Origin of the sequence: Azohydromonas australica DSM 1124 (genome assembly GCF_000430725.1) — a bacterium.
GTDB classification, from domain to species: Bacteria; Pseudomonadota; Gammaproteobacteria; order Burkholderiales; family Burkholderiaceae_C; genus Azohydromonas; species Azohydromonas australica.
In genome coordinates this window covers 257,811-281,072 of record NZ_KE387207.1, presented here as the reverse complement: position 1 = coordinate 281,072, position 23,262 = coordinate 257,811, and the positions used below count along the sequence as shown (strand labels likewise).

The following is a 23,262-nucleotide window of genomic DNA, read 5'->3' as shown; positions in this document are numbered from 1 at the left end:
CGGCCCAGGCCCTGCTTCGAGCATCGACCAGCGAGGGCCCGACGCTGCCGGACGTCGCCCGCCGTCTCGCCCCGCGCTCCCTCCGCCCGTCCGGCTTGGCCCTGACACCAATCACAACCATGCCCGGCCACCTTGCGGCGGTACGGCGCAACCGTCCTCAACCGAAGTCTTGAACCGTCCGGGAACTGCCTTGGAACAGAAATGGCCTGACCTGCTGTGGATCGTTCGCCACGGCCAGAGCGCCGGCAACGTGGCGCGCGACCATGCCGAAGCCGCCGGGCTGCCGCTGATCGACATCGCCGAGCGCGACGTGGACGTGCCGCTGTCGGACCTCGGCCGCCAGCAAGCACAGGCGCTGGGAGACTGGTTCGGCGCGCTGCCGGCCGAGGAACGGCCCAACGTCGTGCTGTGCTCGCCCTACGTGCGGACGCGCCAGACGGCACAGCTGGTGCTGGAGGCTGCGGGCATCGAGTGCGAGGACGTGAACTGGGTGGTGGACGAGCGGCTGCGCGAGAAGGAGTTCGGGCTGCTGGACCGCCTCACCCGCCACGGCATCCAGCTCAAGTACCCGGAGCTCAGCGAGCAGCGCCGCCATGTCGGCAAGTTCTACTTCCGCCCGCCCGGCGGCGAGAGCTGGTGCGACGTGATCCTGCGCCTGCGCAGCCTGCTGGAGACGGTGGTGCGCGAGTACCGGGGCGAGCGCGTGCTGATCGTGGCGCACCAGGTGGTGGTCAACTGCCTGCGCTACTTGCTGGAGCGCATGGACGAGGAGCAGATCCTGGAGACGGACCGCCAGGCCGACGTGCCCAACTGCGGCCTCACCAGCTACGCCTTCGACCCCGCGCTGGGCAAGAACGGCCGCCTCGTGCTGCGCCAGCTCAACTTCGTCTCGCCGCTGCGCCAGGCCGGCGCGCCGGTCACGGCCGAGCCCGACGTGCCGGCCGCACCCAAGTCCTGAACCCGGGTGCATCGGGCGCGGCAGCCGGCAGCCGCCGCTGCCGGTCCCTTTCTTGCCGCGTTTTGCGAAGTGAGCCCTGAGCCACAACGACTCCAGAGGAGGCTGCATGGACCCGATTCCCGTTGACGACGACCTGCTGCGCGGCTGGCCCCTGGCCAAGCCCGGGGCGCACAGCGACAAGGAGGAGCGCGGCCGCACGCTGGTGGTGGGCGGCAGCGCCGAGATCCCGGGCGCGGTGCTGCTGGCGGGCACGGCGGCCCTGCGCGCCGGCGCCGGCAAGCTCACCGTGGCCACGGTGCAGCGCATGGCACTGGCCATGGCCATGGCGCTGCCCGAGGCGCGCGTGGTCGGCCTGCCCGAAACCGCCGGCGGCGGCGTGGACGCCGCCGGCGCGCTGCTGCTCAAGCCGCTGGCCCCCCGCGCCAACGCGCTGCTGGTGGGCCCGGGGCTGCAGGACGAGGCCGCCGCGCCGATGTTCGTGCAGACCTTGCTGCAGCACTTGCCGCCGGCGGTGCCGCTGCTGCTGGACGCGCTGGGCCTGTGCGCCGCGCCGCACGTGCCGCAGCGCGAGGGCGGGCTGCTGATCACGCCGCACGCGGGCGAGATGGCGCAGCTGTGCGGCAGCGCCAAGGAGGAGGTGCAGGCCGATCCCGCGCGCTGCGCGCTGGACGCCGCGCAGCGCTGGCACGCGGTGGTGGTGCTCAAGGGCTCGACCACGCACGTCGCCGCGCCCGACGGCCGGCTGTGGCGCCACGAGGGCGGCAACCCCGGCCTGGCGACCTCGGGCTCGGGCGACATCCTGGCCGGCCTGATCGCCGGGCTGATCGCGCGCGGCACGCCGCTGGAGCAGGCCGCGGTGTGGGGCGTGGCGCTGCACGCGCGCGCGGGCGAGCAGCTCGCGGCGCGCATGGGCGGGCTGGGCTTCCTGGCGCGGGAGCTGGCGGCGGAGATTCCGCACCTGATGGATACGGGCACCTGAAGCCCGAAGCCCATGGCGCCGCGCCTCGCACGCCGTTGAGCCGGCCGAAGAGAAGGCAGTCGTAGGGGCTTGCGCACCCGTGCGCACCGCCCTCGGCGAGCCCGCCGGACGCGATGCCGGCGAACCCCTGGTGTGTGTTGTGAAGCAGGCCGATGGGCCGGATTCTGTGCGTCCGCAACGCCCTTGCGGGCGCCGCGGCCGTGGCCGCCATTCCTCTGGGCCGTGGATCGCTCGCACGGCTCAATGCCACCTACCCGCCGGCTCCGCGGAGCCACATCATCGCCGGCCTATTTGGTGTTGCTGCGCGTAGAGATTGCCCGTTTCACCCCGCGGGCGTCGCCGCTCGCGGACTCGTCTCTGTTGCTCTGATCCTCACCTCGCGGTGGACAGCCGTTAGCTGCTACGCTGCCCTGTGCAGTCCGGACCTTCCTCCAGTGCCGCCTTGCGGCGTGGTGCACCAGCGGCGGCCTAGCCTGCTTCACAACCGACATTATCGCCGCCTTCAGACGGAGACCCCTTTCGTGAAAGCCAACACCATCCTCGACACCATCGGCCGCACCCCGCACATCCGCATGCAGCGCCTCTTCGGCGCCGCGGAGGTGTGGATCAAGTCCGAGCGCAGCAACCCCGGTGGCTCCGTCAAGGACCGCATCGCGCTGGCCATGGTGGAAGCGGCCGAGGCCTCGGGCCAGCTCAAGCCCGGCGGCACCATCGTCGAGCCCACCTCGGGCAACACCGGCATCGGGCTGGCGATGGTGGCCGCGGTCAAAGGTTACGAGCTCATCCTCGTGATGCCCGACAGCATGAGCATCGAGCGCCGCCGCCTGATGCTGGCCTACGGCGCCAAGTTCGAGCTCACGCCGCGCGAGAAGGGCATGAAGGGCGCCATCGCCCGCGCCCAGGAGCTCATTGCCGCCAAGCCCGGCAGCTGGATGCCGCAGCAGTTCGACAACCCGGCCAACATCGACGTGCACGTGCGCACCACGGCGCAGGAGATCCTGGAGGACTTCCCCGAAGGTCTGGACGCGCTCATCACCGGCGTGGGCACCGGCGGCCACATCAGCGGCTGCGCCCAGGTGCTCAAGGCCGCCTGGCCCAAGCTCAAGGTGTTCGCGGTGGAGCCCAGCGCCTCGCCCGTGATCAGCGGCGGCCAGCCCGCACCGCACCCGATCCAGGGCATCGGCGCCGGCTTCATCCCGACCAACCTCAAGACCGAGCTGCTCGACGGCGTGATCCAGGTCGAGGCCGAGGCCGCGCGCGAGATGGCGCGCCGCTGCGCGCGCGAGGAAGGCATCCTGGTGGGCATCTCCAGCGGCGCCACGCTCAGCGCCATCGCGCAGAAGCTCCCCGAGCTGGGCGCGGGCAGCCGCGTCCTGGGCTTCAACTACGACACCGGCGAGCGCTACCTCTCCATCGAAGGCTTCCTGCCGACCGAGTAACGGAAAGTTAGTAAGCTAATGGCACCGACCTGCATTACGTGCGGGCTCGCGTGCCGACCCGGCCGGTGCGCGCGCCAGCGCGCCGCCGCCCTTGAAGAAGAAAAGACCCACCCGCTCGCGCGCTGCCGGGGGCGGCGCCTTCCCGCCCACCGTGGCCGGCACGCTGCTGCAGGCGCTGTCGGCCAGCGAGCTGCTGGCGGCGCTGTACGACCCGCGGGATGAGTTGCGCTGGTGCAACAGCGCCTACGCGCGCAGCTTCGTGCGGGAGCTGCCGCTGCCGCTGCCCTTCGCCGAGCTGCTGCGCGACAACTTCCGCCGCGGCATCGGGGTGCGCATCGCCTGCGGCGACGTCGAGGCTTTCCTGCGCGACGTCCTGCCGCGCCGGCGCAGCCAACCCTACCGCGCCTTCGAGACCGACACCCTCGACGGCCGCTGGCTGCGCATGACCGAGACCCTGCTGCCCGACGGCTGGATGCTGTGCGTGGCCAGCGACATCACTTCGCTCAAGCACGGCGAGCTGCTCCTGCGCCAGGCCCAGGCGCAGGCCGAGACCGACGCCCGCACGGACCTGCTCACCGCCGGCCCCAACCGGCGCCACGTCTTCGAATACGGCGCCGTGGCGCTGGCGCGCTGCGAGGCGATGGGCAAGCCCTGCAGCGTGGCGCTGATCGACCTGGACCACTTCAAGCGCGTCAACGACGACCACGGCCATGACGTGGGCGACGCCGTGCTGCGCGACTTCGCCGCCCAGATGCGCACCTCGCTGCGCCAGGGCGACCTCTTCGGCCGCATCGGCGGCGAGGAATTCCTGCTGCTCACGCCCGGGGCGCGCCAGGACACGGCGCTGGAGGTGACGCAGCGGCTGCGCCGCGGCCTGCAGCCGCTGCACCTGGCGCCGCTGGGCGAGCTGGGCTTCACCTTCTCCGCCGGCGTGGCGCAGGCGCTGCCCGGCGACAGCATGGACAGCGTGCTCACGCGCGCCGACCGCGCGCTCTACCGCGCCAAGCTGCTGGGACGCAACCGCTCCGAGCCCGCCGGCACCGCCGACGGCAGCGGCCTGAACACCGCCGCGTCGTCGTAGAAGGCGCCTTCGGCGTTGGCCGCCCACCAGCCGGGCACGCCCAGCACCGGCAGCGGCAGGAAGGGCCGCGGCTGCAGCGCCTGCGGCCCCGGTGCCAGCGCCGCGGCCGAGCCGCCGGGCCAGACGTGGGCGGTGATGCCCTTGTAGGGCAGCACCAGCTGCTCCATCAGCGCGTGGCCGATCAGCCGCAGCCGGATGTCGCCACCCGGCAGCCAGCGCGCGCGCTGCTCCACCAGCAGCTCGTGCCAGCGGCGCCGGCGCAGCAGTTCCACGGCATCGGGCGGTGCCTCCAGCAGCGCACCGCTCTCGTCGGCCAGCGTCAGCACGTCGCGCAGCGGGCTGCGCCGCGGCTGCACGCCCTCCTCGGCCAGCACCTGCGCATGCAGCTCGTTGAGCCGGCGCTTCAGCGCCGGCTCGGTGAGCCACACCAGGCCGTTGAAGAAGTCGTGCAGGTGGTCGCGCGTGGGCACGCCCGCGCAACGGAAGATGAAGTTTTCATAAGCCTCCCCTTCGGGCAGCTCGGCCTGGGGCACGAAATGCAGCGTGCCGGCGGCCAGCCGCGGCGGCTGCCGCGCCGCCAGCGCGTTGAGCGCCTGCGCCACCGTGGCCCCGCCCAGCACCGCTGCGCACGCGGCCTCGCCATGTGCCCGGTACGGCGCCAGCCAGGGGCGCGTCCAGTCGATGGACGCGAAGGCCTCGCGCAGCGGCAGCCGCGCCACGGGCAGGCGCAGGTGGCGGGGCGCGCTCAGGCCAGCTTCCAGCGCAGCACCTCGCCCGCGCACAGCGGCTTGAGCGACGCGTCGCCGAAGGGCACGGTCTCGGGCAGGGTCCAGTCCTCGCGCACCAGGGTCACGGTGCCGCTGTTGCGCGGCAGGCCGTAGAAGTCCGGGCCGTGGAAGCTGGCGAAGCCCTCCAGCTTGTCCAGCGCGCCGGCGTCCTCGAAGGCCTGGGCGTAGAGCTCCAGCGCCGACAGCGCCGTGTAGCAGCCGGCGCAGCCCGAGGCGTGCTCCTTCAGGTGCGCGGCGTGCGGGGCGCTGTCGGTGCCCAGGAAAAACTTGTTGCTGCCCGAAGTGGCGGCCTGCACCAGCGCCTGGCGGTGCTCCTCGCGCTTGAGCACCGGCAGGCAGTAGTAATGCGGGCGGATGCCGCCGGTGAAGATGGCGTTGCGGTTGTAGAGCAGGTGGTGCGCGGTGATGGTGGCCGCGGTGTGGGCGTCAGCCTGCGCCACGTACTGCGCGGCCTCGCGCGTGGTGATGTGCTCGAAGACGATCTTCAGCTCGGGGAAGTCGCGCCGCAGCGGGATGAGCACGCGGTCGATGAACACCGCCTCGCGGTCGAAGAGGTCGATGTCGGCGTTCGTGACCTCGCCGTGCACCAGCAGCTTCAGTCCCTCGCGCTGCATGGCCTCCAGCGTCGGGTAGGTGAGCCTGATGTCCGTGACGCCCGCGTCGCTGTTGGTGGTGGCGCCGGCCGGGTAGAGCTTGACGGCCACCACGCCGGCTTCCCGGGCCTTGGCGATTTCCTCGGGCGGCAGCCGGTCGGTGAGATACAGCGTCATCAGCGGCTCGAAGTCCACGCCCGCGGGCACGGCGGCCAGGATGCGCTCGCGGTAGGCCACGGCCTGCGCCGCGGTGGTCACGGGCGGGCGCAGGTTGGGCATGACGATGGCCCGGCCGAACTGGCGTGCCGTGTGCGGCACGACCGATTGCAGCGCCGCGCCGTCGCGCACGTGCAGGTGCCAGTCGTCGGGGCGGGTGAAGGTGAGGGACTGCGGAGCGTTCATGGCGGCGGATTTTCGCACCCGGCCCCACGATCGCAGGCCGGCCCGCCACGGCGGGCCCCGGGTTCCAGGACTTGTATTGCGATGCACAATTGTTCGCGGAACCTATGGACCGCCCACGCCGCCAACTCGTTCAAGCCCTGGCCGCCGCGCCGCTGTGCGCCGCGGCCGGGTTGCGGCCGGCCCGTGCCGTCGCCGCGGCGGCGAACGGCGCGCCGCCCATCCTCATCGGCATCGACGGCGAGTTCAGCCTGCAGAACAGCCGCTCGGCGCAGGCGGTGGAGATGGGCATCCGCATCGCCATCGACGAGATCGAGCGCCGCGGCGGCGTGCTGGGCGGGCGGCGCTTCGAGGTGGTCACGCGCGACCACGGCTCCATCGCCGCGCGCGGCATCAAGAACCTGCGCGAGTTCGCCGCCATGCCCGGGCTGCTGGCCGTGTTCGCCGGGCGCTTCAGCCCCGTGGTGCTGGAGGAGATGGACCTCATCCGCGAGACGCGCACGCTGCTGATGGCGCCGTGGTCCTCGGCCGACGCCATCGTGGACAACGGCATGCAGCCCAACTACGTGTTCCGGCTGTCGCTGCGCGACAGTCTGGCCATGCCCAGGCTGCTGCGCGCCTGCGCCGAGCGTGGGCTCTCCGAGGTGGGGCTGCTGCTGACCAACACCGGCTGGGGCCGCAGCAACCGTAAGGCGGCGCAGGACTACGCCGCGGGCAACCGCTCGCCGCGCATCGTCGGCACCGCCTGGTACAACTTTCGCGACACCTCGCTGATCGAGCCCTACCGCCAGCTGCTCGACGCCGGGGCCCGGGCCATCGTGCTGGTGGCCAACGACGACGAGGCCGCGCTGCTGGTGCGCGAGATGGCGGCGCTGCCCGCCGCGCAGCGCGTGCCCATCCTCAGCCACTGGGGCGTCTCGGGTGGGGACTTCGTGCGCCAGGCCGGCCCCGCGCTGTGGCAGGTGGACTTCCAGGTCATCCAGACCTTCAGCTTCTTCCAGGCCCGTCCCGCGGCGTGGCGGCGCTTCGCCGAGGCGGCCCGCCCGCGCTACGGCATCGAGCGCCCGGAGCAGATCGCCGCGCCCGTGGGCGTGGCCCATGCCTACGACCTCATGCACATCCTGGCACTGGCCGTGGAGCGCGCCGGCAGCGCCGAGCGCGCGCGGGTGCGCGACGCGCTGGAACGGCTGCGCGAGCACGACGGCCTGATCAAGCGCTACGCCCCACCCTTCACCTCCACCCGGCACGAGGCGCTGGACGAGCGCAACCTGCTGCTGGCGCGCTACCGCCCGGACGGCGCCCTCGCGCCCGTGGACGACCAGCCGCGCAAGGCCAAGTGAAGGGCCCGCACACGCACTCCAGCCTGGCCACCCGCATCACCGCCGCGGCGGTGCTCGTGGCGCTGGGCACGGTGCTGCTGCTGGGCCTGGGCGCGGCCTACCTGCTGCACCGCCAGCACGTGCGCGCGCAGGAGGACATCTCGCTGCAGCTGCTGTCGGAGCAGGCACGGCGCGTGGCCGACCGGCTCGGCGCCGTGCAGGAACGCCTGCAGCAGGCCGCCGCCAGCAGCCTCATCGCCACGGCGCTGGTGGACAGCGCGGGCAAGGAGCTGTACCTGCTGCCCTACCTGCAGCAGCTGGGCCTGATCGGCCGCACGCCGGTGGCGGTGCTGTTCGCCGATTTCGAGGGCCAGCCCATCGCCACCACGCGCGGAGCCGGCTTCGACGCCGAGCAGCAGCGCTGGCTGGCCCGGCAGGTGGCGCACGGCGACGCGGCCGTGGCGATCTTCGGCCGGGGCGAGCAGGCCGAGCTGGCCTTCATCACCCTGGTGCGCTACGCCCGCACGGCCGCGCCGGAAGGGGCGCTGGTGGCGCGCATGCGCCTGGCCGACCTGGTGCCCGATGCGCGCTACGAGATCGTCGCCGGCGCCGCCCCGGACCCGGCGCGGGCGGCCGTGGACATTCCCTCGGCCGACCAGTTCCTGCCGCTGAAGCTGCGGGTGCGCCTGCGGGCCGACGCGGTGCAGGCGCCGCCGCCGCGCGAGGACGGCCTGCTGCTGGTGCTGGGCATGCTGGCGGTGGCCCTGGTGCTGGCGGCGGGAACGGGCCGCTTCTTCGCGCGCCGCCTCACGCGCGACCTGGAAAACCTGGTCGGCTGCGCCGCCACCATGCAGACCGAGCGCTGGGCCGACCGCAGCGTGCGGCTGCCGCGCGCGCGCACCAGCGAGATCGACATGCTCAACCAGCGCATCAACGCCATGCTCGACGAGCTGGAGCAGGCGCACCGCAGCCAGATCGAGGCCGAGCAGGCGCGCGCGGCGCAGGCGCTGTCGGAGGCGGCCAACCGGCAGAAGTCGGTGTTCATGGCCCGCGTGAGCCACGAGCTGCGCACGCCGCTCAACGCCATCCTGGGCTTCACCGAGCTGCTGACGCGGCTCACGCCGCTGGAGCCGCGCCAGCGCGAATGGGTGGGCCACGTGTCCAGCGCGGGCCAGCACCTGCTGGCGCTGGTCAACGACCTGCTGGACATCTCGCGCATCGAGAGCGGCACCATGGAGCTGCAGCTGGGCACGGTGGACGTGGCCGAGCTGCTGACCGCCGCCGCGCGCGACCTGGACGCGCTGGCGCAACGCCAGGAGGTCACGGTGCGGGTGGAGGCGCCGCCGGCGCAGGCCGACTGCGTGCGCGCCGACGCCACGCGGCTGCGCCAGGTGATGCAGAACCTGCTGTCCAACGCCATCAAGTACAACCGCCCCGGCGGCCAGGTGCGGCTGCGAGCGCAACCGGCGGGCAACGCCGACGTGGAGCTGGTGGTGGAGGACGACGGCCTGGGCATGGACGAGACGCAGCTCGCGCAGCTGTTCCAGCCCTTCAACCGCCTGGGGCGCGAGCGCAGCCGCATTGAGGGCACGGGCATCGGGCTGGCGCTGACCAAGAGCCTGGTGGAAGCCATGCACGGCAGCATCAACGTGCACAGCCAGCCCGGCGCGGGCAGCCGCTTCGCGGTGCGGCTGCCGGGGGGCGAGGAGGAGCGGGAAGTGGCGGCGCAGGAAACGTGAGAGGCGGAGGAAAGAGCACGCCGCCCCAATGGCGTCAACCCACCGCCAGCAGCTGCGGCCGCTCCGGCGCCTCCAGCCGCCGCACCGCCGGACGGCCGCTGAGCCACTCGCGCAGGCGCTGCACGTCCAGCACCTGGATCAGCTGCCGGCCCTCGTCGGCCGTGAGCAGCTGCGTCACCAGCGGCGGCAGCATGTCGCCCGTCCAGGGCGCGTGCTGGCTCTGCTCGGCCGAAAAGCTCCACACCCCGTGCAGGTCGCTCACCAGCAGGCCCAGCTCGAAGTTGTCGGCGCGCAGCACCACGACTTGGCCGCCGGCCGCCAGGTCCGTGCCCGGCCCGCCCAGCAGCGCGTCCAGGTCGAACACCGACACGTGGCGCAGCACCAGCCCGTCGCGGCGCAGCGCCAGCATGCCCACGCGGTGCGTGTTGCCCACCGCCGGCAGCCGGTGCACCTGCGACGCGGGCTGCGCCTCCACCACCTGGTCGGCACGCACCGCGAACACCTCCTCACCCAGGCAGAAGGTGGCGTACTCGACGCCGCCGCTCGCATCGGTGCGGCGCGTGGCGGGCACCGCCTGCGGACGCCGCCGCGCAGCGCGGCCTTCCTGCACCGGCCCCAGCGGCTGCAGCGTCACGGCCAGCACCTGGTCGTCGTAGCCGTCGCACAGCTTGAACTCGCGGTAGCCGGGCGAGGCGCTCACGCCCAGCACGATGTACTGACCGTCGCGCACCATGATGCGCGCCGCGCCCTGCCCGCGCGGCAGCTTCAGCAGCTCCGGCGGCAGGTCCTGCAGCCGCTCCAGCGACGCCAGCTCGGGATCGGTGGTGCACAGGATGCGGCCCTCGCGGTCGATGAAGGCCGCGCGCGAGGCCTCGTCCTGCCCGGCCAGCGCCCCGTGCAGCATGGCTTCGAGCTGCGGCGTGGTGTCGAACACGATGCCGATGCCGCCCAGCACCGGGCCCTCGCCGTTCTCGCGGATCGCGGCGTGGTAGACCCAGGTCGGCCGGCCCTCGTAGAGCGGGCTCGGCCGCAGCGGCGTGACGTGGTAGCGCTGCTGGTCCGTCAGCGCCATCACCGCCGCCAGCGTGTCGGCCTCGATGCGCTGGCCGATCATGCTCGTGCCGCGCGCATCCACCGCGTGGCTGGCGGCGATGATGCGGCCCTGGCGGTCGTACACCACCAGCCGCGTGTACACCGTGTAGAGCGCGTTGATGTGCTTGAGCACGCGCGCGGCCTCGTCGGCGGCCAGCCGGTCGTTGCCCGCAGCCAGCGCGGCGGCGAGCTCGGGCGTCAGCGCCCACCAGCGGCAGTCGTTGGCGCGCTCGTAGAGGTTGCGGTCCAGCAGCTCCACCAGCCACTGCGAGGTGAAGCGCGCCGAGCTCAGCCGCGCCGCCAGCGCGGTGTCGGCCAGCTCGCGGATGGAGCGCGAGAACAGCGCGTCGCTGCGCGAGCCGTTGTCCGTGATCTGCTCCAGCACCGTGCGCAGCGCGCGCTCGTCGCGGCGCTGCGCCGGGGCCATCACCTGACCGTTCCACACCACGCGGCGCACCGCGTCGGCGGCCACGATGATGTCGTGCAGCGGCGGGCAGAAGCGCGACGAGTGCGCCAGCAACCCGTCCACCACCGACTCCTCCAGCCCCTCCAGCACGCCCGCCACCGAGGTGTCGAAGGCCAGGTCCAGCGGCACCATGGTCTGCGCCTTCCACCCCGGCGGGCCGGCGTAGCCCTGGAAGCCCTCGGCGGCGAAGGTCTGCACCAGGTACTTGCGCCCGCACCAGATGCGCAGCGTCACCTCCTCGCCCGCGTTCACCGGCACCTTCAGCCCCGCCGGCATCCAGTCGGGCTCGGCGCTGGCGATGATGCGGTCGCCGGCATCGAGCAGCACCAGGTTGGACCGCCCGTCGCGCACGTGGCGCGAGGCGAAGATGCCTTCCATCTCGGTGGCGAAGGCGAACACCAGGCACAGCACGCCCGCGGGCTGCCCGGTGCGCGGGTGCAGCATGCGCTGCGAGTACACCAGCGCCGGCGAGCCGTCGCGCTGCAGCGCGGTGGGACCGAAGGTCTCCACGTAGCCGTCGGCCTCCAGCGAGCGCGCCACCAGCGCGTCGTCGCAGCGCGCCACGCCCTCGGCGGCGCCGGTGGCGGCCATCACGCGGCCCTCGGCGTCCAGCAGCACGATGGCGTCGTAGACCGTGTACTTGGCGCGGTAGGCGCGCAGCCGCTCCGAAGCCTGCGCCGCGTCCATCCCCGTGCCGGCCAGGAACTCGCGCAGCGCCCGGTCCGTGGCCAGGAAGCCGATGTCGGCCGTGCGCTCGAAGAGGTTGCGCACCAGCGCATCGATGGCATGCCGCGCCGGCGTGCCCGCCTCCACCATCAGGTTGCCCACCTTCTGCCGCGCGAAGCTGGCGATCAGGTCCCGCTCCAGCGACTCGAAACCCTCGCGCGTGGCCGCCAGCATCGACAGCAGGCCCTGCGTGCCGTCCGGACAGGTCATGCGCGCCGTGCCTTCGATCAGCCGCCACATCAGGCTGATGTCGCGCAGCGAGGCTTCACAAGTCACCACATCGCGCATGTGGGGCAGGCATTCGTCGATGTTCATGACTTGAAATGGCTCCTGGCAAAAATTACGCTTTGAATATGTTTTGCAACGTGCGTGCCACAAATTATGGCCGGCGCGTTCTAGGGACAACCCGCGCCAAAGCACCAGCTTGAGGCGAATCAAGCACAACAATGGTGCATCTCCGCTATCCAGGCGTGCACTCCCGCTCAAGCTGGCCGCGGGCACGCACGAGTCCTGAAAAAGTTGCACTGGCAACCGGCATGGCGGCTCCTGGCCCGCGCGGCATCGGGGCCCCATGGGCTGATTAGGACTGCGCCTAGCTGCCGAGCGTCCCGTCTTGGCGCGATGGCCGCCGGCGCCTGAAATACAGGCCAGCGGCACCCGATTTCCTCATCCACCAGGCCGCTGCACCACCACCAAGGAGTCCACCATGTCCATGTCCATCGGTCCCGGCGGCTGCTTCCCGCCCCCCACCCCCAATACCGTCAACGGCACCTCGGGCGACGACTTCGTGCACGTTTCCAAGGCCGACGGGCTGCTCGGGCAGCTGGGCCTGTACGAAGTCAACGTCAACGGCCAGACGCAGCTCATGACCAAGCAGCAGCTGGAGAACACGCAGTTCAACCTGGGCGCTGGCAACGACGTCATGGTGGTCGACGCCGACGTCAAGGCCGACATCAAGGCCAACGGCGGCAGCGGAGACGACGTGATGATCGGCGGCGGCGGCAACGACAAGCTCCAGGGAGGTGACGGCAACGACGTCATCCTGGGCCGCGGCGGCAACGACAAGATCGACGGCGGGCGCGGCAACGACGTGCTGCTGGGCGGGCGCGGCAATGACGACATCCGCGGCGGCAAGGGCAACGACTACATCGACGGCGGCGACGGCAACGACCAGCTGCGCGGCGGCGACGGCCGCGACCACATCGATGGCGGCCGTGGCAACGACTACATCGACGGCGGGCGCGGCAACGACCACCTGCATGGTGGCGACGGCAACGACCACATCGATGGTGGCAGCGGCAACGACCACCTGGACGGCGGTCGCGGCAACGACAAGCTGCACGGAGGCCGTGGCAACGACCATCTCGACGGCGGCCCCGGCTGCGACCAGCTCGACGGCGGTCCGGGCCACGACATCAACCACGGCGGCCCGGGGCTGGACCACGTGCGCTTCGACTGGGCCGACCTGTTCAGGCGTTGAGCCCTCACCTGCCCCACCCCGGCCCGCGCCGGGGAAGCGCCCGCGCAAGCGGGCATTGGTTTTTTCAGGGGTGGCAAGGCAAGGTCGAGGTTTGCTTGCAGGACGAAGCACGGGCGGCAACCTCCCTGGTCCGTCATTCCCGCGAAGGCGGGAATCCAGGCGGCCCCACGTCAGCGCGAAGCCTGGGTGCAGAGAACCAGGACCCAAGGCCGGCATTCAACCCGAACTGCTGACGGCGGCTTGGGGGCCGCCTGGACTCCCGCCCGCGCGGACGTGACGAATCAGGGTGCGAAGCGGCTCGACTCACGAGATGCCACGGCTTGGCAATTTCCCCGGACACCAGCGCGCCCACGCGGAAAGCCGATGTGACGACTCACTTTCCCAAGTGAGCTGTCAGCAAAGGCACCTCTAGCCGGCTTCAGAGGCCGCTGCCGCGGGCTGCCGGTCCGGCCGGCAGCCCGCGGTGCGCGCTCGGCGCTTCCCCTCAATGGCGGCCCAGCGCCGTGGCGCTGCCGCTCCCTCCTGAAATCTGGAACTGCCTGCAACGGCAGCGGGCGCCAATCGGTTGACCCGCGCCCGGATGACTTTGGTTATTCGGCCCCCGCCCGCCGCGCTCAACGTTCGGCCAGGGCCGAGAGCGCATCGGCACGCGGGCGCTGAAGTGTGCACAGGAAACGCGCGCTGGCGTCAAAGGAGTCCGCCCCCTGGCTCCAGGCATGGGCCAGTGCGCGCAGCGCCTCGCGCGTGGCGCGCGACAGCGCCCCGCCGATGGGATCGCCCGAATCGGCCAGCAGCTTCTCGCAGTACAGCAGCCGCGCCTCGGGGCTGCAGGCGATGAGGTCCATCAGCGCCCGCGCGGCCACGTGGAACTGCTCCGCGCTGAGCGCGCACACCGGGTCGGTCTGCGCATGCCAGGCGCACAGGTATTCCAGCGGATCGAGCTGGCGCGTGCGGCCCCAGGCCGCCGCCTCGCCGCCGCCGGGCATGTCCGCGCCCCAGGCACTGCGCCGGCCGCTGGGCAGCCGCCCGGTGCGCAGCGCATGCACCAGCGCCCGCGCCACCGCAGCCTTGGCCGCGTGGTCGCCGTGCCGGCCGATGAGCCACAGCAGCCGGATGAAGGCCGGGTACAGCTCGTCGCCCAGCCCCTGCGCCACGGCGGCCAGCAGCGCGACGCGCTCCTCGTCGCTGGGCAGGTCGACACAGCCGTCCACCAGCGCCTGCGCGGCAGCGGCCCATTGGGGTTCAGACAGCAGGACGGCCATGGCTTTTCCCCTGAAGGAATCGTCCTCAGGCCGGCCCGCGCCCGCCCACCAGCAGCTCCAGCACCCGGCCCGCATGCGCCTCGACGCTCAATCCGCGCGCGGACGGCGAGAGGTCGGCGCTGATGTCCACGGCACCCGGCACGTCATCGAACCAGGCGGCCGGGCCGCGGGTCTCCGCCGCGGGTGCGGCCGCGGCCGGGCGTGGCGAGGCCGGCCACGCCACGCCCGCCATCCAGGTCGGGATGCCGTTCATGAGGCATCTCCCTCATGCGTGGGCCGCGGCTCGGCCAGCGACGCGGCCAGCTCCTCCAGCGCGCTCGGATGGTGCGGCTGCTGCAGCGGGTCCAGCCACGCCGGCTCCGGCGGCTCGCGCAGGCGCACGGCGCGGCTCTCCTCCTCGCGCACGGCGCGGTCGTGGATCTCGGCCGGGTCGTTGTCCACGCAATGGTCCCAGCCGGGGTTGACCATGGGATACCACACGCCCACCGGGCGCAGCTCGTAGCCCTTGAGCACCCAGCGCGTCGTCACGGTCTCGACGCTGAGCCACGGCGGGCCGCCCGTGTCCAGCGGGGCGGCGCCGCCAGTGGACGCCGGCAGCACTGCGCCGGAACGGTCCGTGTGCGTGTCCTGTACCGGCTCCAGGATCGCGATGGATCTGAAGAAGAAGCCATAGATGGGAGCAACGGGAAAGATCACGGCCGGCCTCCGTTGTTGTTGCGGGGAATGCCGGGCTAGCGCACCACCAGCCCCTGCGCGGTGAGCTGCACGCGGTCGGCATCGACCTTGAGCAGCTGCTCCAGGTAGTCCTTGCCGGCCGAGCGCATGCGCTGCTCCATGGCGGCATCGGGCTGCTGCTTGAGGCCCAGCTGCATCACGGCGGCGAACATGCCGACGATGGCGAGCTGCTCGTACATCTCCTGGCGCACCGGCAGCGGCGCATTGGCCTGCGCCGGCTCGGCGGCGAGGATGCCGCGCATCTGCGCCACCAGCGGCAGGAACCACTCGTCGGGCACGTTGGTGTGGTGATAGGCCATGTAGGCCCCGGTCAGGTAAGCCGCGGCGGCCCCGGCCAGGTCGCGCGCGGGCACGCCGAACTTGCGCTCGACGGCCTGGTGCAGCTGCAGCAGCTGCTCGAAGGTGCGCTGCACGCGCGCGCGCTCCTCGGCCGGGTAGGGCGCCGCCATCGCCGCGGGCACCTGCGCTGCGCGCTCGGGTACCACGGTGCTCGCGGCGGCGGCCTGGCCCGTCACGGGCGGCGTCTGGCGCTGCGGCGCGGCGCCCTGCTGGGCGTTGCGCTGCACCGCGCGCGCCACCGGATTGACCAGGCTGCGCTGGTGGCGCCACATGAAGTCGTCGAGCTGGCGCGTGGCGAAGTCGTGGTCGCGGCGCGCCCAGTCCATGTCCTGCGCCCGCAGCGGCAGCGCGGCCGAGGCGGCAGCGGCGGCCACGCCCAGCGCGAGCAGCACTTTCCTGGCATCCATGCACGGCTCCTTGGAAAAGATGAGGCGGCGGCAGGCGCCCGACCTGGGCACCTCCGCCGCCCGGCACTGGCGTGCCCCGGTTGCGGGCTTACTGCGCGCGGGCCACCGTGGAGATGGAGTTGCCGATGGCGTCGCCGATGGACTTGGTGACGTTGGCCAGCACTTCCTGCAGCTTGGACTCGGCCTTGAACTCCTCCATCTTGTCGAACTGCGCCTTCTGCGAGCCGGCGGAGTCGTTGCCTGCGCCCAGCACGTCCGACACCTCCTTGGAGAGCTTCTCCAGCTTGGCAGCCTGCTGGTTCTGCACCTCGCCCAGCGCCTTCATCAGCGCCACGAACCAGCTCTTGCCGCCCTTGCCGCCCTCGGCGCCGCCCGCACCCTTGCCGCCGGCGTTCTCGGCGCCGTTCTGGCGGGCGTCGCTCTTGTACTGCTGGAAGGCATCGACGATGTCCTTCAGCAGGCCCTTGCCGAAGTCCTCGAAGGCCTTGCCCAGCTTGTCGGCGATGCCGCCGCCCTCCGTGCCGCAATGCTGCTGGTGCTGGCCCACGGCCTGGTCCACAGCCTTCTTGATGATGTCGCCGATGAACTTGGGCATGCCGGCGTCCTTGCACAGCTGGTCCACGGCGCCCTTGACGGCATTGCCGATGGCACCGCCCATCAGGTTGTTGATGAGGCTGCCCGCCATGCCGGCGCCGGGCATGAGCAGCTTGCCCACGTCCATCACCGAGCCGATCAGGCCACCACCGCCGAGCAGGCCGCCAACACCGCCAGCGCCGCCGAGCATGCTGCCAATTGCACCGATCACAGGAAACATGGTGAACTCCTTCGAGTATCGGGCGCTTCAGGCTTGAAACCGCGCCCTGGTTGCTGAGGTAACCGTCCGCATCGCTGCGGAGCTGCTTTTCGCCTGCGCTGCTTCAACCGTTGGTTTTGCATCGCTGACGGTCTCCATTGAAGGCGATGGAAGCCTTCGCCGAAAGTCGGGACCTGCGGCAGTGCGTAGCGGCCGCAGTCAGTAGCGTTACCAGTCGGAAGGCCCGCCGGGCAGGGTTTTTTCAAGGGCGGTGGCGGGTGCGCTCCAGTGCGCGATGGTGCTGATGCCCCCGGCCGTCACGCCCAGCAGCCAGCGCTCGCCGCGGTGCTCCACCAGCACCACGCGCTCCTTGGTGCCCACGGGCAGCGCCCGCACGAAGCGCAGCGCCTCGCCGTTGCCGCCGGCACGGCCTGCTTGGGCTCCCGTGCCGCGGCCCAGGCGGCCGCGCAGCACGCGCAGCGCGATCCACGCCAGCACCAACACCAGGGCCAGCGCCGCCAGCATGCGGGCGAAGTTGCTCACGAACGGTTCCATGATTCATCCGGGTAGTGGGTGAGGTCTTCGCCGGGCGCCTGCAGGCGCGGCGCGGGCAGCGGGGGCACGACTTCGCCGTCGGCTTCGCGGCGCTGGGCATCGACGCGCTCGCGTACCTCGCGCGCCCACAGCACCACCTCCGCGATGATCTCGAACAGGTCGCCGGGCACGATCTCGCCGATCTCGCCGCGCGCCAGCAGGTCGCGCGCCAGCGGCACGTTGCGCACGATGGGCACGCCCGCCTCCTCCGCCGCCTCGCGCATGGCGCGCGCCACGTGGTCCTCGCCCTTGGCGGCGATGGTGGGCACGGGCGAGGTCTCGCGGTCGTAGTCGATGGCGATGGCCACGTGCGTGGGGTTCACCACCAGCACGTTGGCGTTGCGCGCGGCCTGGGTCTGGTTCTGCTGCGACCACTCCTGGTGGGCCTGCTTGCGCTGCTGCTTGATGATCGGGTCGCCCTCGCTCTCCTTGTATTCCTGCTTGATGTCGCGAAGGCTCATGCGCATCTTCTTCTCGAAGGAGTGGCGCTGGTAGACCACGTCCAGCAGCGCCACGAAGGCGAAGACGCCCAGCGTCCACGTCACCAGCCGCGAGCTCAGCTCCCAGGCCACCGTGCCGATGAGCTGCGGCGAGGTCTGCGGCGAGCGCGCCAGGCCCACGAGCTGCGGCAGCGCCGCGCGCAGCACCAGCCAGCCGATGAACAGCAGCAGCGCCGCCTTGACCACGGCCTTGAGCAGCTCCACCAGGTTGTCCATCGAGAACATGCGCTTGACGCCCTCGACCGGGTTCATGTTCTCCAGCTTGGGCCTGACCTTCTCGAAGGTCAGGATCGGCCCCATCTGCAGGAAGTCGATCAGCAGCCCCGCCGCGGCCACCGGCGCCAGCAGCAGCGCGGTGAGCAGCAGCCCGGCTTCGAGCGCCTGCATGCCCAGCGCGCGCACCGCGCCGGCAAAGCCCGTGAGGGTCCAGCCCTGGCCGATGGTGACGAAGAAGGCCTCGAACAGCGCGCCCACGCGCTGGGCCGCCTGGTCCACGGCGAAGGTGCCCAGGCCCAGCCACACGCCCAGCAGCAGCGTGCTGGTGAGCTCCTTGCTCTTGGGCACGTCGCCTTTCTTGCGCGCGTCCTGCAGCTTCTTGGGTGTGGGTTTCTCGGTCTTGTCGCCGCTGTCCTCGGCCATGGCAGCTCCCGCGAGAGGTGGTGATGGCCCTGCGTTGCGGCCATTGCCGATCAGGTTCATTCCCAACTGCGGGTGTTACCAATCCGATGCGCCGGCGCGGCGCGCGGTGCAACGCACGGGGCGAGCGTGAACTTCCGCACGTGTTCGACGACGCCGTGGCCGGCGACCCGCCGCGCCTGGGGGGAAGCGCACGCCCGAGCTGCGCGCGGCATGAACCGCCCGCCCCGCAGCGGCAACCCAGCGCTACCTGGTTCCCAGCCTGGAGCGCCCCATGAAGCCGCCTGCCATCAGAACAACTGCTCTCCGCCCCTCACAACCGCAGCGCCTCGCGTTCATGTATGGCAGCCTGCTGCTCGCCGCGCTGCTGGCCGCCGCGCCGCAGGCCCGGGCGCAGCAGGTCTGCAGCGGCCCGCTGCCCGATGCCAAGTCCGCCGAGAAGGGCCCCAGCACCGAGAAGTTCCGCCTCATCGCCCAGGAGTGCGCGGTGCTCAACGGCGAGGCGAAGCTGCACCGCTCCGCGCAGCTGGACCTCTACAACCGCGGCCCGGCCTCGGTGACCATCCGCGTGGCCGAGCCCGCCGCCGACCCCTACGCCGAGCCGGCCGATCCGCAGGTGCAGCCGCAGATGCTGCCCGCCCCGCGCCGTGCCCCGGCGCCCGTGAACGACAGCCACGGCCGCCGCGTGCTGGTGGTCGCCCCGGCGCTGATGTCGGCGGCGCAGGCCAACGGCGTCGACCCGCTGCTGATGCACGCCATCGCGCACGTGGAGTCGCGCCACAACGCCGCCGCCGTGTCGCACGCCGGCGCGCGCGGCCTGATGCAGGTGATGCCCGCCACCGGCAAGCGCTTCGGCGCCGGCAGCGACGCCGGCGCACTGCTCGACGCCGGCACCAACGCCCAGGCCAGCGCCGCCTACCTGCGCACGCTGCAGCAGCGCTTCGGCGCCGACCTCGCGCGCGTGCTCGCCGCCTACAACGCCGGCGAAGGCGCGGTCGCCAAGTACAACGGCGTGCCGCCCTACGCCGAGACCCAGGCCTACGTGCGCGACGTGACGGCGGTGTACCGCCGGCTCCACCAGGAGTTCAGCGTCTCGCCCACGGGCCAGATCGTCGCCAAGGCTGGGAGCCCGTCATGAGCATGGCCGACTTCTTCCGGGGCTCGGCCAAGGCGCCTGAGAGCCTGCTGGCGCGCTACAGCGACCTGCTGCTGGTCGCGGGCGTGGTGGCCATCGTGGCGCTGATGGTGCTGCCGCTGCCGCTGTGGCTCATCGACCTGCTGGTGGCGGCCAACATCGCCTCCGGGCTGATGCTGCTGCTGCTGGCCATCTACATCCAGTCGCCGCTGGAGTTCTCGGTGTTCCCCAGCGTGCTGCTGATGACCACCCTCTTCCGCCTCTCGCTGTCCATCGCCACCACGCGCATGATCCTGCTGCACGGCGACGCGGGCCACATCATCGACACCTTCGGCAAGGTCGTTGCCGGCGGCAACCTCGTGGTCGGCCTGGTGGTGTTCCTGATCATCACCGTGGTGCAGTTCATCGTCATCGCCAAGGGCGCCGAGCGCGTGGCCGAGGTGGCGGCGCGCTTCTCGCTGGACGCCATGCCCGGCAAGCAGCTCTCCATCGACTCCGACCTGCGCTCGGGCCTGCTCGACAAGGACGAGGCCCGGCGCAAGCGCAAGGCGCTGGAGCAGGAGAGCAAGCTCCACGGCAGCCTGGACGGCGCCATGAAGTTCGTGAAGGGCGACGCCATCGCCGGCATCGTCATCATCGCCATCAATCTGCTCGGCGGCCTGGCCGTGGGTGTGGTGATGCAGGACATGGCGGTTGGCACCGCCGTGCACAAGTACTCGATCCTGACCATCGGCGAGGGCATGGTGGCGCAGGTGCCGGCGCTGCTGGGCGCCATGGCCGCGGGCCTGATCGTCACCCGCAGCGGCGACGACGACGACAAGCACCTGGGCGACGCCATCCGCAAGCAGATCACCGCCAAGCCGCGCGTGCTGCTGGTGGCCGGCGGCATCTGCGTGCTGATGTGCCTGGTGCCGGGCTTCCCGATCGGCGCCTTCCTGTCGCTGGCGCTGCTGTGCATCGGCGCCGGCGTGCTGCTCACCCCGGCCTGGCGCGACCGCCTGGCCCAGGCGCGCAACCCGGCCGTGCGCGGCCTCGTGAAGCGGCTGCAGACCGCGCCGCAGGTCACCTCCACCGCGCTGCCGCAGGCGCGCCCCGCCGTGCCGCTGCTGCTGCGCGTGCCGTCGCGGCTGCTGGCGGACGACGGCGCCGCCAGGCTGGCCCGCGCGCTGGAGGAGGTGCTGGACGACTTCCAGCTCCAGCTCGGCCTGCACCTGCCGCGCGTGCACCTGCACGGCGCGGGCGAGGACGACTGGGAGCTGCTGGCCTTCGAGGTGCCGCTGGCGCACGGGCCGCTGCCCACGGAAGACGTGGCGCGCGGCCTGGCCGACGCGCTGCGGCACGCGCTGCGCCGGCAGACGCCGCTGTTCCTGGGCACGCAGGACACCACGCTGCTGCTCACCCGCGCCTCCACCGACATGCCCGACGTGGTCAAGGAGGTGCTGCGCGCGCTGCCCATGCAGCGCGTGGCCGAGGTGCTGCGCCGCCTGGTGGGCGAAGGTGTCTCCATCCGCAATCTGCGCGACATCCTGGAGGCGCTGGCCGACGCCGCGCAGCGCGAGAAGGACGCGCACTCGCTGGCCGAGCTGGCCCGCATCGCGCTCAAGCGCCAGATCAGCTGGCAGGTGGCGCCCACCGGCAAGCTGCGCGCGCTGATGCTGGACCCGGCGCTGGAAGACCTGCTGCGCCAGGGCGTGCGCACCAACAGCAGCGGCTCGCAGCTGGCGCTGGAGCCGGCGGTGGCGCAGCGCATCAGCCAGGCGCTGTGCGCCGCGGTGCACCGCCACCAGCCCTCGGCGCTGCTCACCCCCATCGACATCCGCTGGCACGTGCGGCGACTGGTCGAGGCCGAGTGCTTCGACACCCCCGTGCTGTCCTATCACGAGCTCATGCCCACGCTGCAGCTCGACGTGCTCGAACGCGTGGCCCTGCCGGCCGCGCCGATGCTGGAGGCCGCGTGAACACCGTCACTGCCCTGCCGCGCGCCCTGCGCCGCGCCGCCTGCGCCCTGCTCTGCGCCGCCGCCACGGCCACCACACTGGCCGCACCGATGCCCAACGCGGCGCGCCCGCTGACGCTCACCGCGCGCGAGCAGCCGGTGGCCGCGTTCCTGCAGAACCTCTTCGCCTCGGTGGACGTGCCGGCCGTGATCAGCCCGCAGCTCGCGGGCAGCGTCAACGGCAACTTCAGCGGCCCGGCCGAGCGCGTGCTGCGCGACGTGGCGCGCGTCTACAACCTGGTGACCTACTACGACGGCGCGGCCATGCACGTGGTGCCGGCCGCCGAGCTGGTCAACCGCAGCCAGGCCCTGGCGCCCGCCGCCGCCGAGCGCGTGATGCGCGAGGCGCAGGCGCTGGGCCTGCCCGACGCGCGCAACACGCTGCGCCTGACCGCGGGCAGCCAGCTCGTGATCAGCGGCACCAAGCGCTTCGCCGAGCAGGTGGACGAGCTCATCCGCGCCGCGCAGTCGGTGCAGACCGCGGCCACCGCGCCGGCCGTGCCGGGGCAGATGGATTTCAAGGTCTTCTACCTGCGCTACGCCTGGGCGCAGGACACCACCGTGAACCTCGGCGGGCGGCAGATCGTGGTGCCCGGGGTGGCGTCCATCCTGCGCTCGCTGGTGGGTTCGCGCCCCAGTGGTGCAGGCGCGCAGGACGTCGCGCTGCGGCCGACGCTGCCCAAGCTCAAGGGCCAGGGCCTGTCCTCGCAGGGCGTGGCGCCCACGTCGGCCGAGCGCGGCAAGGAGTCGGCCGACGCCGCGCGCGGCCGCGCGGTGGATGCGCTGGTCAACGCGCTCAACAGCACCGCGGCGCCCGCGGGCGAAAGCCCCACGGCCAGCGCCCCGGCCGGGCCGGCGGTGGCCTACGACCCGCGCCAGGTCACCATCGAGGCCGAGCCGCGCCTGAACGCCATCATCGTGCGCGACGTGGCCGAGCGGCTGGTGCGCTACGAGCAGCTCATCGCCGCGCTGGACGTGGAGCCGCAGTCGCTGGAGATCGAGGCGACCATCATCGACGTCAACACCGACCGGCTGCGCGAGCTGGGCGTCAACTGGCGCTGGAACAACGCCGGCAACTCCGCCTCCTTCGGCAACCTGGCCGCCGGCACGCTGGGCCGCGGCGGCGTGGCCACCACGGTGCTGGGCTCGCTGGGGCAGTTCATCGCGCGCATCAACGCGCTGCAGGCCGAGGGCGCGGCGCGCGTGGTCTCCAGCCCGCAGGTGGTGACGCTCTCCAACGTGGAAGCGGTGTTCGACAACACCTCCACCTTCTTCGTGCGCGTGGCTGGGCGCGAGGAGGTGGACCTGTTCAACGTCAGCGCCGGCACCTCGCTGCGCGTGACGCCGCACGTGTTCCGCGACCAGGACGCCACGCGCATCAAGCTGCTGGTCAACGTGGAGGACGGCTCGCTCACCGGGCGCCAGGTGGACCAGATCCCGATCGTCGAGCGCTCCAGCATCAACACGCAGGCGCTGATCGCCGAGGGCGAGAGCCTGCTCATCGGCGGCATGACGCGCGAGGTGAGCTCTGCCAACGTGGACAAGGTGCCGGGCCTGGGCGACGTGCCGGTGGTGGGCAACCTGTTCAAGAACAAGACCAGCAGCAGCGCGCGCATCGAACGCATGTTCCTGATCACGCCGCGCCTGGCCTCCTCGCGCCCGGCGCCCACCAACACCGCGCTGCAGCCGGCCGTCCCGCCGGTGGCCGCCGCCCCGGCCGCCGGCGCGCGCTACACGCCCGAGCGCGCGCCGGTGGAAATCGACCTGGATGCGATGAGCCCCGGGCGCTGACAGCGGCAACTGACG

At 72.1% G+C, this 23,262-nt stretch carries 20 protein-coding genes and 1 other RNA gene; 10 read left to right on the top strand and 11 right to left on the bottom strand.

Annotated elements, in window-relative coordinates; translation table 11 throughout:
* Positions 1-190 precede the first annotated feature (190 nt).
* Together H537_RS0128880 and H537_RS0128875 are read left to right on the top strand one after the other, a co-directional pair.
* Positions 191-958 (top strand): histidine phosphatase family protein, encoded by a 768-nt coding sequence (locus tag H537_RS0128880; RefSeq protein ID WP_029000640.1) that lies wholly within the window; start codon positions 191-193, stop codon positions 956-958.
* Between the two features lie 106 nt (positions 959-1,064).
* Positions 1,065-1,937, top strand: coding sequence for an NAD(P)H-hydrate dehydratase (locus H537_RS0128875; protein ID WP_029000639.1), 873 nt, complete (start codon positions 1,065-1,067; stop codon positions 1,935-1,937).
* Positions 1,938-2,074: 137 nt separating this feature from the next.
* Here the strand turns inward: H537_RS0128875 and rnpB are convergent.
* An RNA gene (rnpB, locus tag H537_RS49815) (RNase P RNA component class A) lies at positions 2,075-2,417 on the bottom strand.
* Between the two features lie 41 nt (positions 2,418-2,458).
* Here rnpB and cysK point away from each other — a divergent pair.
* On the top strand, positions 2,459-3,376 hold the full coding sequence (gene cysK / locus H537_RS0128870) for a cysteine synthase A (RefSeq protein WP_029000638.1): 918 nt from the start codon (positions 2,459-2,461) through the stop codon (positions 3,374-3,376).
* Positions 3,377-3,467: 91 nt separating this feature from the next.
* A complete protein-coding gene (locus H537_RS46135) occupies positions 3,468-4,457 on the top strand; it encodes a GGDEF domain-containing protein (RefSeq protein ID WP_156901992.1) in 990 nt (329 codons plus the stop codon).
* On the opposite strand, the gene H537_RS46130 is transcribed toward H537_RS46135, so the two are convergent.
* Both H537_RS46130 and pyrC read right to left on the bottom strand, forming a co-directional pair.
* Entirely contained in the window at positions 4,370-5,176 is an 807-nt protein-coding gene (locus H537_RS46130) for a DUF3025 domain-containing protein (RefSeq protein WP_084151014.1), read from the bottom strand. The genes H537_RS46135 and H537_RS46130 overlap by 88 nt on opposite strands.
* Positions 5,177-5,202: 26 nt before the next feature.
* Positions 5,203-6,240: a dihydroorotase gene (pyrC, locus tag H537_RS0128855; RefSeq protein ID WP_043460402.1), complete on the bottom strand. Its 1,038-nt coding sequence runs from the start codon at positions 6,238-6,240 to the stop codon at positions 5,203-5,205.
* 104 nt (positions 6,241-6,344) lie between these two features.
* Between pyrC and H537_RS0128850 the strand changes: the two genes are divergently transcribed.
* Entirely contained in the window at positions 6,345-7,577 is a 1,233-nt protein-coding gene (locus tag H537_RS0128850) for an ABC transporter substrate-binding protein (protein WP_029000636.1), read from the top strand.
* Positions 7,574-9,295, top strand: coding sequence for a sensor histidine kinase (locus H537_RS49810; protein WP_051243459.1), 1,722 nt, complete (start codon positions 7,574-7,576; stop codon positions 9,293-9,295). The genes H537_RS0128850 and H537_RS49810 overlap by 4 nt, the downstream gene beginning before the upstream one ends.
* Positions 9,296-9,329: 34 nt before the next feature.
* Here H537_RS49810 and H537_RS46120 read toward each other — a convergent pair whose 3' ends face one another.
* Positions 9,330-11,894 (bottom strand): chemotaxis protein CheW, encoded by a 2,565-nt coding sequence (locus H537_RS46120; protein ID WP_051243456.1) that lies wholly within the window; start codon positions 11,892-11,894, stop codon positions 9,330-9,332.
* Positions 11,895-12,285: 391 nt separating this feature from the next.
* Between H537_RS46120 and H537_RS49805 the strand changes: the two genes are divergently transcribed.
* Positions 12,286-13,059 carry a calcium-binding protein gene (locus tag H537_RS49805; RefSeq protein WP_051243453.1) on the top strand — a complete coding sequence of 258 codons (774 nt, stop codon included), beginning with the start codon at positions 12,286-12,288 and terminating at the stop codon, positions 13,057-13,059.
* A gap of 614 nt (positions 13,060-13,673) precedes the next feature.
* Here the strand turns inward: H537_RS49805 and H537_RS0128830 are convergent.
* The 7 genes from H537_RS0128830 to sctU form a co-directional block, all read right to left on the bottom strand.
* The gene (locus tag H537_RS0128830; RefSeq protein ID WP_029000635.1) at positions 13,674-14,321 is read right to left on the bottom strand and encodes a hypothetical protein; all 648 of its coding nucleotides are present in this window, start codon (positions 14,319-14,321) and stop codon (positions 13,674-13,676) included.
* Between the two features lie 25 nt (positions 14,322-14,346).
* Complete coding sequence (locus tag H537_RS0128825) at positions 14,347-14,574, bottom strand: hypothetical protein (protein ID WP_029000634.1); 228 nt, start codon at positions 14,572-14,574, stop codon at positions 14,347-14,349.
* Entirely contained in the window at positions 14,571-15,017 is a 447-nt protein-coding gene (locus tag H537_RS0128820; protein WP_029000633.1) for a hypothetical protein, read from the bottom strand. The genes H537_RS0128825 and H537_RS0128820 overlap by 4 nt, the downstream gene beginning before the upstream one ends.
* A 35-nt stretch (positions 15,018-15,052) precedes the next feature.
* Entirely contained in the window at positions 15,053-15,802 is a 750-nt protein-coding gene (locus H537_RS46110; protein WP_051243450.1) for a DUF6683 family protein, read from the bottom strand.
* An 88-nt stretch (positions 15,803-15,890) separates the two neighbouring features.
* Positions 15,891-16,616, bottom strand: a complete 726-nt coding sequence (locus H537_RS0128810; protein ID WP_043460400.1) for a hypothetical protein — start codon at positions 16,614-16,616, stop codon at positions 15,891-15,893.
* 207 nt (positions 16,617-16,823) lie between these two features.
* Positions 16,824-17,138 (bottom strand): FliO/MopB family protein, encoded by a 315-nt coding sequence (locus H537_RS46105; protein WP_169517106.1) that lies wholly within the window; start codon positions 17,136-17,138, stop codon positions 16,824-16,826.
* A complete protein-coding gene (sctU, locus tag H537_RS46100) occupies positions 17,135-18,328 on the bottom strand; it encodes a type III secretion system export apparatus subunit SctU (RefSeq protein ID WP_043460398.1) in 1,194 nt (397 codons plus the stop codon). The genes H537_RS46105 and sctU overlap by 4 nt, the downstream gene beginning before the upstream one ends.
* 271 nt (positions 18,329-18,599) lie before the next feature.
* Here sctU and H537_RS46095 point away from each other — a divergent pair, with 271 nt between their 5' ends.
* The 3 genes from H537_RS46095 to sctC are packed head-to-tail and all read left to right on the top strand — an operon-like array spanning position 18,600 to position 23,247.
* On the top strand, positions 18,600-19,463 hold the full coding sequence (locus tag H537_RS46095; RefSeq protein WP_084151008.1) for a lytic transglycosylase domain-containing protein: 864 nt from the start codon (positions 18,600-18,602) through the stop codon (positions 19,461-19,463).
* A complete protein-coding gene (locus H537_RS0128790) occupies positions 19,460-21,418 on the top strand; it encodes a flagellar biosynthesis protein FlhA (RefSeq protein ID WP_029000631.1) in 1,959 nt (652 codons plus the stop codon). The genes H537_RS46095 and H537_RS0128790 overlap by 4 nt, the downstream gene beginning before the upstream one ends.
* Positions 21,415-23,247: a type III secretion system outer membrane ring subunit SctC gene (sctC, locus tag H537_RS0128785; RefSeq protein ID WP_029000630.1), complete on the top strand. Its 1,833-nt coding sequence runs from the start codon at positions 21,415-21,417 to the stop codon at positions 23,245-23,247. Before H537_RS0128790 ends, sctC begins: the two co-directional genes overlap by 4 nt.
* Positions 23,248-23,262 lie beyond the last annotated feature (15 nt).